This window comes from Blastococcus sp. SYSU DS0510, from assembly GCF_054050835.1.
Window position 1 is genome coordinate 166,502 of record NZ_JBJHAC010000002.1, and the last position, 13,633, is coordinate 180,134.

11 protein-coding genes are annotated in these 13,633 nt (G+C 73.1%); 5 read left to right on the plus strand and 6 right to left on the minus strand.

Annotated features, from left to right (window positions below):
- Positions 1-5: 5 nt before the first annotated feature.
- From ACI79P_RS02390 to ACI79P_RS02400, 3 genes are all read right to left on the minus strand, one after another.
- Positions 6-2,618 carry a SpoIIE family protein phosphatase gene (locus ACI79P_RS02390; RefSeq protein WP_456579443.1) on the minus strand — a complete coding sequence of 871 codons (2,613 nt, stop codon included), beginning with the start codon at positions 2,616-2,618 and terminating at the stop codon, positions 6-8.
- Positions 2,619-2,729: 111 nt separating this feature from the next.
- Positions 2,730-2,993 (minus strand): ANTAR domain-containing protein, encoded by a 264-nt coding sequence (locus ACI79P_RS02395; RefSeq protein WP_456579444.1) that lies wholly within the window; start codon positions 2,991-2,993, stop codon positions 2,730-2,732.
- Between the two features lie 527 nt (positions 2,994-3,520).
- Entirely contained in the window at positions 3,521-3,931 is a 411-nt protein-coding gene (locus ACI79P_RS02400) for a DUF2511 domain-containing protein (RefSeq protein ID WP_456579445.1), read from the minus strand.
- Positions 3,932-4,006: 75 nt separating this feature from the next.
- Between ACI79P_RS02400 and ACI79P_RS02405 the strand changes: the two genes are divergently transcribed.
- Entirely contained in the window at positions 4,007-5,806 is a 1,800-nt protein-coding gene (locus ACI79P_RS02405; protein WP_456579446.1) for a SpoIIE family protein phosphatase, read from the plus strand.
- A gap of 558 nt (positions 5,807-6,364) precedes the next feature.
- Here the strand turns inward: ACI79P_RS02405 and ACI79P_RS02410 are convergent.
- Positions 6,365-6,499, minus strand: coding sequence for a hypothetical protein (locus tag ACI79P_RS02410; protein WP_456579447.1), 135 nt, complete (start codon positions 6,497-6,499; stop codon positions 6,365-6,367).
- Between the two features lie 76 nt (positions 6,500-6,575).
- A complete protein-coding gene (locus ACI79P_RS02415) occupies positions 6,576-7,142 on the minus strand; it encodes an ATP-binding protein (protein ID WP_456579448.1) in 567 nt (188 codons plus the stop codon).
- A 247-nt stretch (positions 7,143-7,389) separates the two neighbouring features.
- On the opposite strand from ACI79P_RS02415, the gene ACI79P_RS02420 reads away from it, so the two are divergent.
- Together ACI79P_RS02420 and ACI79P_RS02425 are read left to right on the plus strand one after the other, a co-directional pair.
- Complete coding sequence (locus ACI79P_RS02420) at positions 7,390-8,145, plus strand: response regulator transcription factor (protein ID WP_456579449.1); 756 nt, start codon at positions 7,390-7,392, stop codon at positions 8,143-8,145.
- An 8-nt stretch (positions 8,146-8,153) separates the two neighbouring features.
- Positions 8,154-9,896, plus strand: coding sequence for an ATP-binding protein (locus ACI79P_RS02425; RefSeq protein ID WP_456579450.1), 1,743 nt, complete (start codon positions 8,154-8,156; stop codon positions 9,894-9,896).
- Between the two features lie 49 nt (positions 9,897-9,945).
- On the opposite strand, the gene ACI79P_RS02430 is transcribed toward ACI79P_RS02425, so the two are convergent.
- Entirely contained in the window at positions 9,946-10,068 is a 123-nt protein-coding gene (locus ACI79P_RS02430; protein ID WP_456579451.1) for a hypothetical protein, read from the minus strand.
- A 326-nt stretch (positions 10,069-10,394) separates the two neighbouring features.
- Here ACI79P_RS02430 and ACI79P_RS02435 point away from each other — a divergent pair, with 326 nt between their 5' ends.
- The gene (locus tag ACI79P_RS02435; protein WP_456561898.1) at positions 10,395-11,918 is read left to right on the plus strand and encodes a hypothetical protein; all 1,524 of its coding nucleotides are present in this window, start codon (positions 10,395-10,397) and stop codon (positions 11,916-11,918) included.
- On the plus strand, positions 11,915-13,582 hold the full coding sequence (locus tag ACI79P_RS02440; protein ID WP_456561899.1) for a 3'-5' exonuclease: 1,668 nt from the start codon (positions 11,915-11,917) through the stop codon (positions 13,580-13,582). The genes ACI79P_RS02435 and ACI79P_RS02440 overlap by 4 nt, the downstream gene beginning before the upstream one ends.
- The last annotated feature ends 51 nt before the right edge of the window (positions 13,583-13,633 follow it).

A 13,633-nucleotide genomic window follows, 5' to 3' on the forward strand; every position in this document is an offset into this window, starting at 1 on the left:
TGGGGTCAGTCCCTCGGGAAGCCCGGCGGCACCCGGTGCGGGCCGGCCTCCGGCGGGCGCGGCCGGTCCTGCGGGTGCAGCCGGACGGCGACCAGGGCGACGTCGTCGTCGGGCGCGTCGGGCAGCATCCTCGCCAGCAGCTCATCGCACAGCTCGTTCAGCTCCCGGCCGGCGAGCTCGGCCAGCACAGCCTTCAGCCGAGCCGTTCCCGCGTCGAGGTCGGAGTTCCGGCGCTCGACGAGCCCGTCGGTGTACAGGAGGACGACCACGTCCCGCTCCAGCGTCACCTGAGACTCTCGCCGGAGCGCGTGGGCATCCACACCGAGCAGCAGGTCGGTGCGCTCGGTGGTCAGCGCGGTCACCGTGCCGTCAGCGGCGATCGTCATCGGCGGCGGATGGCCGGCGTTCGACCAGCGCAACCGGGTCAGCCCGGCCTCCCGCTCGTCGTCGGTCTGCTCCAGCCGCGCGATCAGCGTCGTGGCCAGGATTCGCGACTGCAGGGTCTCCATCACCTGGCCCACCTGGCGCAGCACCGCAGCCGGCCCATTCTGGTCCAGGGCGCCGATGGTGCGCACGATGCTGCGGATCTGCCCCATCGCCGCTGCGGCAGCCACGTCGTGCCCGACGACGTCGCCGATGACCAGCTGGGTCGCGCCGCCGGGCTGCATGAACGCGTCGTACCAGTCGCCGCCGACCTCCGCCGACTGAGCTGCGGGCACGTACCGGACGGCGATCTGCAGGTGGTCGGGTTCGGGCGGAGCGGTGAGGAGCGACCGCTGGAAGCCCTCGGCCAGCCCACGCTGCTGCCGGAACAGCCGGGCGTTGTCCAGCACCAGCCCGGCGCGGGCGGCGACGTGCCGGGCGGTGACCAGATCCTCGGCGCTGAACGCGCCCCGGTCGGTGCCGTTGGCCAGGGTGAGCATCCCGACCGAGCCGTCCCGCCCAGGTAGTGGGAGCACCACCACCGCTTCGGGTGCCAGCGCCCGGAGCGCATCGTGCATCGGCCCGGGGGGGAGCCTCGTGAGGGCTCGCGCGGTCGCGTCGGCGTCGAGGAGCTGCAGTTGACCTGTCCGCATGGCCCGCTTCAGCACGGCGTCGTTGGAGAGGGCAGCCAACCGGACCCGGGCGTAGTCATCCAGGACCTCCTGCATCGCGGGGTCGACGTGCTGGGCGGCGGCGTGGCGCAGGCCGCGCCGGACGCCCGCGGCCTGGTCGTCCACGCTCAAGGTGACGATGCACCAGTCGGTCAGCGCGGGGACGAGCAGCCGGACCAGCCGGTCGGCGGCCTCGTCGGGGTCCAGGGTGCCGACCAGCTCCTCGGTGATCCGGCCCAGCAGCCGCTCCCGGCCGGCCGCCCGCTCCGCCTGCTGCTGCGCCACGGCGCGGGCGGTGACGTCGACGAAGTGCAGCGCCACCCCGGTCGGGTTCGGCACGGCGCGCACCTCGACCCAGACGTCCAGCGGCTGGGGGTAGTACGCGTCGAAGGACACCGGCTGCCCGGTGTCGGCGGCGCGGCGGTAGTGGTCCTCGAACTCGGTGCCGACGGCGGCCGGGAACGCCTCCCACAGCGGGCGGCCCAGCACCTTCTCCCGGGGGAAGCCGGTGATCCGCTCGACCTCGGCGTTGACGTGCGTGATCACCCAGTCGGTGTCCACCGCGAGGAAGCCGACCGCCATCGACTCGACCGCCTGAGCTGCCAGGGCCAGCGGCTCCCGTTGGGCGGTGGTGTCGTGCACCACGCCCACGAGACGCGAACCGGCGCCGTCGCCACCGCCGATCACCTGCCCCCGGGCGGCAAGCCAGCGGTGCGCGCCGTCGGCATGCACGATTCGGTACTCGGCGTCGTAGGTCGCGCCGGTGTCGACGGCGTACTGCACCGCCGCGACGACATCGGCGAGGTCGTCGGGGTGCACGTGGGCGTACACGTCGTCGGGGCTGCCGGAGAAGCCTGCCCGATCCATGCCCGACAGCCCCAGCAGGCGGTCATCTACGGTCAGCGCGCCGGTGTCCAGATCCAGGTCGAAGGTGCCCACCTGCCCGGCAGCCAGCGCCAGCGACCACCGGGACCGGTCGAACTCGCGTTCGACGAGCAGCTGCCGGGCGTGCGCCGCGGACTCCTCCGCCCAGGCCACGGCGGCGTCGGCGCGCAGCTGGGCCGCCCGCATCCGCAGCTCCGAGCCGCACGCACCGGCCAGGTCGGTCAGCACCGCCACGTCTTCGTCCGACCACTCCCGTGGCCGGCTGTCGATGGCACACACCGACCCCACGACCTTGCCGTCGGCGTCGGTGATCGGAACGCCGGCGTAGGCGATGACATGCAGGTCGGGGATGGCCAGGTTGTCGGCGACCAGCGGATCGGTGCGCGCGTCGGTGATGACCAGCGGCGCGGCCGAGCGCACCACGTGCTGGCAGAACGAGTGGCTCAGCGGTGTCTTGCGCGTGGACTGCCACGGCTCGGGCAGCCCCAGCGCGCCGGGGAACACCTGCTCGTCGTCCGACACCATCGTCACCAGCGCCACCGGGACGTTCAGCTGGCGGCGCACCAGGCGGGCGAAGCGCTCGAACGCCGCATCCGACTGCGCCGGCAGCGCGGTGCCCGCAGGTAGCGAGCCAGTCACAGAGACCCCCTTGGACAGGGACGCGGACGTGAGGTCCCACGGAGTCGGCCCACCGATGGTACCGGTCCGCGCTACGCCCACCGTTCCTTCGATCCCGTGCGGGGGCCGTTGCTAGTCGTCGAGTGAGCCGCTCACGGTCATCCGGTCAGCCAGTTCGCGCAGCTTCAGGTTCTGGCGCTGGCTTGCGTCGACCAGGAGCGCGAACGCCTGGTCGGAAGTCAGCCGGTGGCGCTCCATGAGGATGCCGACCGCCATCCCGATGCGGCGGTTGGACTCGAGGCCCGCTTCTAGGCTTGCAGCCTGCGCGCGCGCAGTCTCAAGGTCAGACAGCGCCCTGCGCAGCTGCTCGTCGACCGACCGGCGAGGCTTGAGCATGTGGGCAGTGTCCCAGCGCGAACCGCTGCGGCAGAACGAGGGCCGGACGCCGCCGCAGACCAGGCGGCCGGCCGTAGCCCGTCGTCCTGCGGGGCCGGTGTCTCGGCGGTGGCCCGCAAGCGCCGGTGGGTCAGCTCCACGTCCATCAGCCGCCGCATCAGGCTGTGCTCGGCCAGGTTGAACGGGCTGTCCCTGCTGTAGACCGCCCGCAGGTCGTTGCCGAGCCGTCCCAGGCCGGTGGTGTCCTCGGCAGCCTCCGCCAGATCCAGCTGCACCGCCTCGACCTCCTTCACGAACCGGGCCATCGCCTGCTGCGTACCGGCGACGTCCTGGCGGTACCGCTGCCGCACCGCCTCGAGCACCCAGTCCCGAGCCGGGATGTCGTCGGGGTGGAGGTACCAGTGGCCGCGTTCACCCCTGCGTGCCAGACCTTCCCCGCCTCGCACAGCTCGCGCAGCACGTCGGTCGGCACGCCGGCGAGCTTGGCCGCCTGCCCGACCGTCACCTCGGTCATGCCCGGTCCCGGCTCAGTCGCACAGCGCCAAGCCAGCCTCGATGAGGTCACCGATGCTCACCTTGAGGTCCAGACCGCTGCCATCGTCGGCCCAGATCGGGTCGATGTCGGCCCACTCGCCGGAGCCCTTCGCGGTGCCGTTGACGGCGTACGTCGTGCCGTCGGCGGTGAACGTGACCCGGCTGCCGGGTTCGCAGTCGAGCGTGCCGCGGTCGACGGTCAGCGGCCAGGTCCGGCCCTCGCCCTCGAACTCGGCGCGGGACACCTCGCCGACCTCGCCGGCCGACGAGCCGCTGGAGTCCCCGCCTCCGATCCGGGTGCAGCCGTACACGACGGCCGCGACGACCAGCAGGAGGATGAGGAAGCCGCTGCACGAGTCCCCGGCGACGGAGGGGTGCCGGGGAGTGCGATTCCCCGGGCGCATTCCTTCACCGGGTGGGCTGGGACAATCGGGCCGGAGCTTCGCCGCGACCCCGTGGTGGGCGGGAGACGGGACCAGATGAGCACGCACGACGGCGATGGCACCGAGCCTGAACTGTCACGCCTGATCAGCGGCGACGAGGCACGCCGCTCGCTGCTGGACATGGCCGTGGCGGCGGCCGGCATCGGCACCTTCGACTGGGACCTGACCACCGGGATTCTCACCTGGGACGACCGGCTGCTCGAGCTGTTCGGGTACGGGCCGACCGAGTTCGACCAGACGATCGAGGCGTTCAACGACCGGCTGCATCCCGAGGACGTCGGCCCCGTCGGCGTGCAGATGCAGAAGGCGATCGACGGGTGTGGCGACTACGCCGCGGAGTTCCGGGTGCTGCTGCCCGACGGCGGGCTGCGCTGGGTCGCCGCGCGCGGGCGGGCGCTGTGCGACGAGGGCAACGCCGCGGTCCGCCTGCTGGGTTCCGCGTGGGACATCACCGGTCGCCGCGCCGTGCAGGAGCAGGGTGAGCAGGCAGCGGCGCGGGAACGGCTGCTCAGCCGCATCACCGAGGACCTCGCCGCCGACCTGGACGCGGAGACGGCCGTCGGCCGCCTCGCGCGGCTGGTGATTCCCGCGGTCGCGGATCTGGCCATAGTCACCCTGATCGGCGACGACCGCGCCGCCGGGTCCCGGCGCGGTCTGCGCACCTCGGAGTCCTGGCACGCCAATCCGGAACTGCGGCCGGCGACCGAGGCCTACGCGCAGGCGCGGCTGGCCGCGCTCCGCGACGACGCCCTCATCGTCGGCGCCCTGCGGACCGGGCAGCCGCAGCTGCTCAACGGCAACGCGACCGCTCAGGCGCTGTCGATGGTGCAGCCCGGCCCGACCCGCGAGCTGCTCACCACCCTGGCGCCCGAGGCGGTGGCGGTGCTGCCGCTGCCCGGCCGGACCGGCCCGGTGGGCATGCTCACGCTGGCCAACGGCCTCGAACGCGGCACGTTCAGTCCCGAGGATCTGGTCACCATGCGGATCGTCGCCTCCCGGGCCGGGCTGGTGCTGGACAACTCGCGGCTCTACCGACAGCAGCGGAATCTCGCCGAGGGGTTCCAGCGGTCCCTGCTGACCCCGCCGCCGGAGCCCGACCACCTGCAGATCGCTGTCCGCTACGTGCCCGCCGGGCAGTCCGCGCAGGTCGGCGGAGACTGGTACGACGCGCTGATGCAGCCCGCCGGGGCCACGGTGCTGGTCATCGGTGACGTCGTCGGCCACGACGTCGAGGCCGCCGCCGCGATGGGGCAGCTCCGCAGCATCGTGCGCACGCTCGGCGCGATCGACGGGGACGGGCCGGCCGCGATCCTGCGACAGGCCGATGAGGTCATGCAGACCCTGCAGTCGGGAATCCTCGCGACCGTGGTCGTCGCCCGCCTCGAGCAGAGCGCCGCCGACCGCGACCTCGGCGTGACCCGGCTGCGCTGGTCCAACGCCGGCCATCCGGCGCCGGCCGTCATCGCTCCCGACGGCACGGTGACGCTGCTGACTGCCGGCCACACCGACCTGATGCTCGGCGTCGACCCCGGGACCCGGCGCCGCGACGCGCAGGTGACCCTGGACCGCGGCGCCGTCGTCATCCTCTACAGCGACGGGCTGATCGAACGGCGCGGCTCCGACCTCGACCACGGCGCCGCCCGGCTACAGGCCGCGCTGGCCGACCTCGCCGGCCACGACCTCGACGAGCTGTGCGACGAGCTGCTGGCCCGGATGCTGCCCGACCAGCCCGATGACGACGTCGCGCTCGTCGCGGTGCGGCTACACCCCCAGGACCGGCCGCGGCCGCCGGAGGCCGGCCCGAACCGGGTGCCACCTACCGTCCCCGCCGACTGACGTTCAAGCAGCACATGGGGGGCCAGGGCCGCGGTGGCGTGTGCGGCCAACGCCGCAGCTCACGCGGCCCGGCCCGGGGCCGGGGCGACGATCACCGCCATGTGAGCACGTGACCCGCACCGAGTCGGGAACGGCCAGCGGCCTGGCGCGCCATGGAACCTCCAGTCCGGGCGGTCCGGCGGTGCGGTCGGCCACGTCGTGGTTGCCGCCGCGGCAGTCAGCACATGCAAGAGAGTGCCCCGGCAGTTCGGGCAGCGGCTGCCCGCCGGCCGCCCGCCGGCCGGAGCCGATGCCGCCTCGCAGGTGCGAATCAGGTGCTCGACGAGGCGCGACCGGGGTCCCGTTGGCGCAGCTGGTGGCGGAAGCACAGGCCTCCCCGCCGCGCGGCGGCGCTCAGGCTGCCGACGAGTTCCCCAGCACGCTGCTGGGGATCTCCCGCAAACCTGTGGGGGCAGTCGCCAACAGGCTGTTGGACAACTCGGGCAGCGGCGTTCGCACAAGGAGCTCCCTGGACACCGCGGACTACGCCCCCGAACTGCTCCCGCAGCCGCTCGGCAATCATCGCGATGCCCACGGGGTACGGGGGCCGCCCCGCAGGACCAGCTTCCCCGTCGACTTCGGTCCCTCCAGCCGGACGTCCTCGATCTGGTCGGGCGGGAACAGCGGCCAGTCGGCGTCGAAGAACGCGAGCACCCCCGGTCACCGGGACGTCGGCAGGCAGCCACGGATCGCCGGGGAGCGCGTTCACGGACGAGCTGAACTCCGGGGTTCAGGACAGCGAAGGGGGCGCCTCCTCGCGCGTGTAGTCCACACGCGCCCACACCGTCTTGCTCCCGCTCCCGAGTGGCTCCCAACCGTGGGCACCGCTGATCTCGGCGACCAGGGCCAGACCCAGTCCTCCGAGCGCGGCGTCCCGGCCCGGGTCGGGAGTCGGCGGCACGTCGCCGGCGGCGTCGACAACCTCGAGCAGCCAGCACTGGCCGTGGTCGGTCACCATCACCTCGACCGGCGACCGGCCATGCCGCACGGCGTTGCTGACCAGTTCCTCGAACGCCAGGAGGAGCCGCTCGACGCCTCCCTCGGTCGCCCCCCGGGGGCGCACGCCGTCGTGCAGAGCGGCACCGAGCTGCCTGCGGGCGGCCGTGACGTCCGACGGCCGCATCGGGCGCCAGCGCCCCAGGATGCGGCCGTCGGACCGAGGCGCCGGGCGCGGGCTGAGCACCCAGGGCGTCCCCGCCACAGGGGCGGGAGCCGTCACCGTGGCGAGCACAGGATCACCGCTGCCGGTCATCCCCGCCGCCGCGTTCTCGGCGACCCGCGGGGCCGAGCCCGTCAAACCCGGCGGGGCCTCATCGGCAGGCGCGGGGAGGCCGAGGTCAGCTCGGGGTGGGGGGACACGATCGTCTGGCACGGGGATTTCCTGTCGTCCTGACCGGTTGTTTTCAGTCACGGCTGCGGGCCACTCTTTGACCGCGCGTTGAGACAATGTTGAGGCTAGGTCCAGGTGGTGACGTCCCGCCGCCACGCGACGGTGTGCCCTGCGCCACATTCGCCGACAGTAGTTCCCTTGGTAGGTTCGAGACATGGTTGAGACCCGACTTCCGGATCAACGGGGGGTCAAGGATCCGGCCGTCGAAGGGACGTCGCACCGGCCGCTCCCGCGCCCGGTCGTCCTGCTGATCGACGACGAGGTGGACTTGGTCGCGATGGCCGGCAACTACCTCACCCGGAGCGGCTTCGAGGTGCTCACCGCCGGCGACACGCGGACCGGGGCGGCGCAGCTGCGGGAGCGCCCGGTCGACCTGGTGGTCCTCGACCTCGGGCTGCCCGACGGCAACGGCCTGGAACTGCTCCGCACCCTGCGCCAGGACGACCACCCGGTGCCCGTCGTCGTCCTGAGCGGCCGCGGGCTGGAGGGCGACCGGCTGCTCGGCCTCGAGCTCGGCGCCGACGACTACATCGTCAAGCCGTTCTCCCTGCCCGAACTGGCCGCGCGCATCCGAGCGGTGCTGCGCCGCTCCGCCCCCCCGTCCGCCGGCCCGCTCGTACCGGTGGGCGAGCTCGTCATCGACACGTCCGCGCACGAGGTGAGCGTGCACGGCACCCCCTTGGCGCTCAGGCCCCTGGAGTACGACCTGCTCACCCTGCTCGCCCTGTCCCCGCGGCAGGTCCACTCCACCGCCCAACTGCTCGAGCAGGTGTGGGGCTCCGCCGCCGGGCGGGCCGACGCCACCGTGTCCGAGCACGTCTACCGGATCCGGCAGAAGCTGACCCACGCCGGCGCCGCCAGCCCGCGGATCGTGACCGTGCGCGGCGTGGGGTACCGACTGGACCCATGAGGCGCACCATGACTCCCGACGAGGTCGACTACACGGCGGTGTTCGACGCGCTGCCGGCCCCATTCCTGGTTCTCACGCCGGAGCTGGTGATCGTCGGGATGAACCGAGCGCGGGAGCGGGTCACCGGGACGCGTCGAGCCGACCTGGTCGGGCGCCATCTGTTCGAGGCATTCCCCGACAACCCGGAGAACCCGCGAGCCAGTGGGGTGCGCCACCTGCGGGCCTCGCTGGAGCGGGTGCTGTCCACGGGGGAACCGCACACGATGGCGGTGCAGCCCTACGACATCCTCGACCAGTCGACGGGCGAGTTCGTGGAGCGGTACTGGAGCCCGGTCAACGTCCCGGTGCTCGATGAGCACGGCCGCGTAGTGCTGCTGCTGCACCGGGTGGAGGACGTCACGGACTTCATCCGGGAACGGCAGCTGCGGCAGGTCGAGCAGGAGCGGGGCGAGGAAGCGCTGCAGACTCGTCTGGAGGATCTGGAGGTCGACCTGTTCAACCGCGCCGGCGAGATCCAGGAGGCCGACCGCAACCTGCGGGAGGTCATCGCCCGGCTGGAGACCACCACCGCGCAGCTGCAGGCCCAGCACCAGGAGAAAGACCGGTTCATCGCCACGCTCTCGCACGAGCTGCGCAACCCGCTCGCCGCCGTCCGAGCCGCCCTCGACGTCCTCGCCCTCGACATCGCCGGGAACCCGGTCCTGGCGGTGCTCGACCGCCAGACCGCGGCCCTGACCCGCATGACCGACGACCTGCTCGACGCCGCCCGCGGAATCGCCGGACGGCTCACCGTGCAGCGTCACCCCCTGGACCTGCGGACGCTGGTGGAGCAGGTCGTGGCCGACGTCGGATCCGCACACGGAGGGCGGGCCCGCACCATCGACCTGGTGCTACCAGAGACGCCCGTGCCAGTCGACGGCGACGCGGTCCGCCTGGGCCAGGCCGTGACCAACCTGATCGACAACGCCTGCAAGTACACCCCGGCCGACGCCGCGGTCGGCGTCCGGCTCACTGCCGACGACGGCAACGCCGAGCTACAGGTGCACGACGACGGGCCCGGGTTCGACCCCGCCGTCGCCGAGCGGTTGTTCGAACCCTTCCACCGCGAGCCGGATCCCCGGAGGCAGGCACCCAGCGGCCTGGGTCTGGGGCTGGCCGTCGTCCGCGGCATCACCCAGCTGCACGACGGCACGGTCACCGCGCACAGCAACGGCCCCGGCACCGGCGCCACGTTCACCATGCGGCTGCCGCTCCGCGTCGAGCTGCCCGACGCCGCGCCGGCTACGGAACCGGCAAGGGAACCGGCCTCAACCGGCAGCCAGGGGCCTCCCGCGGAATCGACACCGTCCGCGCCGCCGACGCCGCTGCGCATCCTGATCATCGACGACAACGAGGACCTCGCCCGCGCCTACCAAACGGCGTTGACCCTCCGCGGCCACGAAGTCACCGCCGCCTTCACCGCCCGCGACGGGCTCGCCCAGGCCCAGAATGCCTTCGACGTCGTCCTCTGCGACATCGCCCTCGGCGAGGACGTCGACGGCTACGAGGTCGCTCGCCGGCTGCGCGGTACCACACAACACCGCCGGACGCGGTTCGTCGCCATCTCCGGATTCGGCCGCGACAGGGACAAGTCCCGGGCCCTGGAGTCCGGATTCGACGCCCACCTCACCAAGCCCCTTGACCCCGGCGACCTGGAGCAGCTGCTGCGCCGGTGGAGTGCGGACGAAGCCACCGACCCGGACCGGGACTGAGCTCCACCGCCTGCAGGCCGTCGCCGACCGGGTCGCCGGCGGCGAGCTGTTAGGCGAGGGCGACAAGTACGTCCTGCACCAGCACGCACGCCGCACGCAGCCCGGTGTCCTTGACGTCGATGAAGGTCATGTGCGGCCACTGCCCACGACCATGCGCTGCAGGACCGGGCACGGCGTGACGTTAGCCGGGGCGTCTGGACGGGCGCACGCACCAGCGCTACGAGTCTGCGTCCCCGCTCACCGGCGCACCGTAGGTCCGCGTCCTGACGGGGCGGGATGATTCGCCAGTACGGCAACACGTGGGGGGAAATGTGGGACTTTGTCCGCGCTGTGTGGTTTGATCTTGACGCTGCGTAAGGGCCGCCCGCGCCCTCGGCGTCGGAGGTGCACACGGTGGCCGCTCGCCGGTCTGTGCCTGCGCCCGCGTGCCCGGACGGGCACGCGGGCGCGCAGGTCCATGCTCACGAGGCCAGGCAGTCGAGGCGCGGAGCGACGCGCGTGTTCCGCTGCCGGTTCGAGCAGGACGGCGAGGCCGGCGTCCACTACTTCACGGTGCTCACCCGGCCGAAGGCGGACGCGCGGCTGCTGATCGACCAGGTGGTGAGTGCGCCGGAGTGCCCCAGGCCGGGGCACGGCGGGCGCTACGTGTGGCCCCACGGCACCTACAAGACCGCCGCCGGCGAGCGGCAGCGGTACCGCTGCGTGAGTCGGACCGACGACGGCGACGCCCACACCTTCTCCGCTCCGCTGCCGCGCGCGGCGGTGGAGGACGACACCTGCTGCCCGGACTGCGAGGTGCTGACCCCGAGGCACGCCGGGGAGGAGGCGGTCAGCCGGCGGCTGAACGTGCCGACACCGGTGGTCGTGTCGGTGCTGCGCGAGCTGGCCGACGGGCACGCCTACACGGCGGTGTCGAAGCGAGCGTTGGAGCAGATGAAGCGCCCGACCGGGCGAGTGCGCACGGTCGGCGGCAAGACGCCCGAGGAGCTGCACGAGGCCGGCCAGTTCGGTCCGCGCCGGGAGCTGAAGGCGCACTGGCACCTCTCGGCCGACATCCTCGAGCGGTTCGCCCCGTTCATCACCGAGCCGGCGCTCGCGGCGATGCAGGTGGAGGAGGCGGCCTACCGGGCCGAGGGGCTGCCGGTGGTGTACTTCGCCGACGAGGTGGCGGTGAAGCGGGACTACGCCCGGTCGGCCACGCTGACCAACGCCCCGGTTGTGTGGACCGCGCTGGTGGTCACCCGGACCAGCTGGGAGCGCGACAAGGACGGCAAGGTCACCGGCCGGTCGAGCCGGCTGGTGCGGGTGCGGGCGCTGCCCAACGCCTCCACCGAGGCCTGGCGGCTGGTCCTGGCCGAGCTCGACGCGCCGAACTTCCTCGTCGCCGACGGCGCGGCGGCGATCGAGAAGGCCGCGACCGCCGTGTGGGGCAAGAAGACCACGTTCGTGCCGTGCATGTACCACGCGACCCGCAACATCGAGGCCAGGCTGACCCCGCCCCGCGGGCGGCTGGCCGACAAGGTGCGCGACCACATGTACCGGCTCAGCCGCGAGCTGATGCGCGACGGCGGGCCGAAGGCCGTCAGCACCTGGTTCGACGAGCTGGAAGACGCGACGGCCGCCGCCGACCTGCCGGCCGACCTGGTGGCCGCGCAGCGCCGCCGCTACGAGCCGCTGCTGCGCCGCACCGCGCTGGTGGCGCAGCGGCAGAACGACCCGGAGGTGCAGGTCAGCAACTCGGCGGTCGAGGCGCAGATCCGGGCGTGGGTCAAGCGGCTGACCACCCGACGCGGCGCGATGTTCTCCAACCTGGCCCGCACCAACCTGCTCGGCGACCTCGTCGTAGCCGCCGCCAACGGCGCGCTGCTCGACCAGCACGAGGTCGCCCGCACCCTGCGCGAGGCGTCCAAGCGCACCGCGGGCTGGGCACCGCCGCCGCGCGCCCTGACCGAGCCCGCGGGCGTGCTCGGCCTGCGCGACGCGTTCTCCGTCACCGAGCTGCTCGAACGGCACTCCTCGTGAGCACCGCGCCGGAGAAGGGGGCGGCGTACCAGGAGCTGGTCGCCGGCCGCGAGTTCGTCGTCCTCGACATCGAGACCACGCACACGAAGGCAACCAAGACCGCCGAGGCCGCCTTCCACCCGATCTCGGTCGGGGCGGTGGTGCTGCTCAACGGCACCCGTCGGGAGACCTTCCACCGGCTGGCCAACCCCCGCGTCCCGGTGGACAGGGACAGCAGCGCCTACAACGGCATCCGCACCGCCGACCTCACCGGCCAGCCCGACGTCGCCGCCGTGCTGGCCGAGCTGGACGCCTTCCTCGCCGGGCACCCCGACGCCGCGCTGGTCTGCCACAACGCCCTGTTCGACGTCGGGCACCTGGCCGCCGCCTATGCCCGCGCCGGGATGACCCCATTCGACCGGCTCGTCTTCGACACCGAGTTCCTCGGCGTCCGGCTCAAGCTGCCCGGCGTCGCCAACTTCGCCAAGCTCACCGACCTCGCCACCCGGTACGGCATCAACACCACCCTCGCCGTGCCGCGCGCCCAGGCCCGGCTGCACAAGGCGCTCAAGGACGCTCAGGACACCGCCGAGGTGCTCGACTGTCTCCTGGCCGAGGCCGCGCTGCTGGGCATCGCCACCTGGGACGAGTTCTGCCGCGTCACCAAGCCCAAGCGCAGCAGCGACATCGCTGCCACAGTCCGCCGCCGACGGCGGATGCGCGCTCCGCAGATCCCGGCCGGCCACATCCGCGCCTGCCACGGCCGCACCCGGCTGCCGGCCCGACCGACCGAGGCCGCGCTCGACGCCTGGACCGCGCAGATCGCCGCCTGCGTGCGGCTGCACTGCCCGACGATCGCGGAGAAGGTGCTCTACGACGAGCGTCACGCGCCCCGCCTCCTCGACCGGCTCACCGCGCTGCTGGCCACCACGCGCGACCCCGGCGACGTGGGCACCCTGCTCGTCGCGCTGGAACCGCTGCTGGAACGCCTCGACCGGCCGGCGGCGCGGGCCTGGTACAGGGCCAACCATCAGCAGATCCGCGACGCCCAGCCGTGCGAGCCGCACGCCGCCTGCCCGGCCTGCGTCGCCGGACGCCCCTGCCCGCGGGACGTCATCTACCGGCTGCTCACCCGCCGCGCCCTCGACTACGGCACCACCGCGGCCGGCGTCCCGGTCAGCCTGCTGTCCAAGCAGGTGAAGAAGGACCTGTACTACGGCAAGAGCGCCCGCAAGATCGACACCTGGCCGGCGCAGGGCCTGTCCGACATGGCCGCGCACATGTTGTGGGTCGTCGTGCAGGAGGCCCGCGCCAAGCACCAGCACACCACCGTCAGCAAGCTGCTCGCCTCGGCGGTCGAGCGCGGCCTGCACCTGGCCGACCCGCACCTCGCGCTCGAAGTCGCCCGGCACTGGGCCCGCAGCCCCGACCGCGACGGCGACGTGGAGCAGCTCGTCACCACCGTGCTGGCGAAGGCCAACAGCAACCCCGGCTACCTCGACCTCGAGGTGTGGTTCCACGGGTCGTTCCGCCGCGCCGCCGCAGCCCGCCAGGCCGCCGCGGGCCGGATCACCCGGCAGCGGAAAGCCGACCCGGTGCGCACACCGGCCGACATCGAACTGCGCCCGCCGCAGAGCACCCACACGTACCGCTACCAGCTGCACCGCTTGCCGCCCGCCAGCTGACACAGCCGGTCCGTGACCGGACGCAGGCAAGCGAGTCGGTACGGCGGGACC

Coding starts and splice junctions, on each gene's coding strand:
- ACI79P_RS02395 (WP_456579444.1), bottom strand. CDS start 2,993: ATGCTCAAGCCTCGCCGGTCGGTCGACGAGCAGCTGCGCAGGGCGCTG.
- ACI79P_RS02400 (WP_456579445.1), bottom strand. CDS start 3,931: ATGCGCCCGGGGAATCGCACTCCCCGGCACCCCTCCGTCGCCGGGGAC.
- ACI79P_RS02420 (WP_456579449.1), top strand. CDS start 7,390: ATGGTTGAGACCCGACTTCCGGATCAACGGGGGGTCAAGGATCCGGCC.
- ACI79P_RS02425 (WP_456579450.1), top strand. CDS start 8,154: ATGACTCCCGACGAGGTCGACTACACGGCGGTGTTCGACGCGCTGCCG.
- ACI79P_RS02405 (WP_456579446.1), top strand. CDS start 4,007: ATGAGCACGCACGACGGCGATGGCACCGAGCCTGAACTGTCACGCCTG.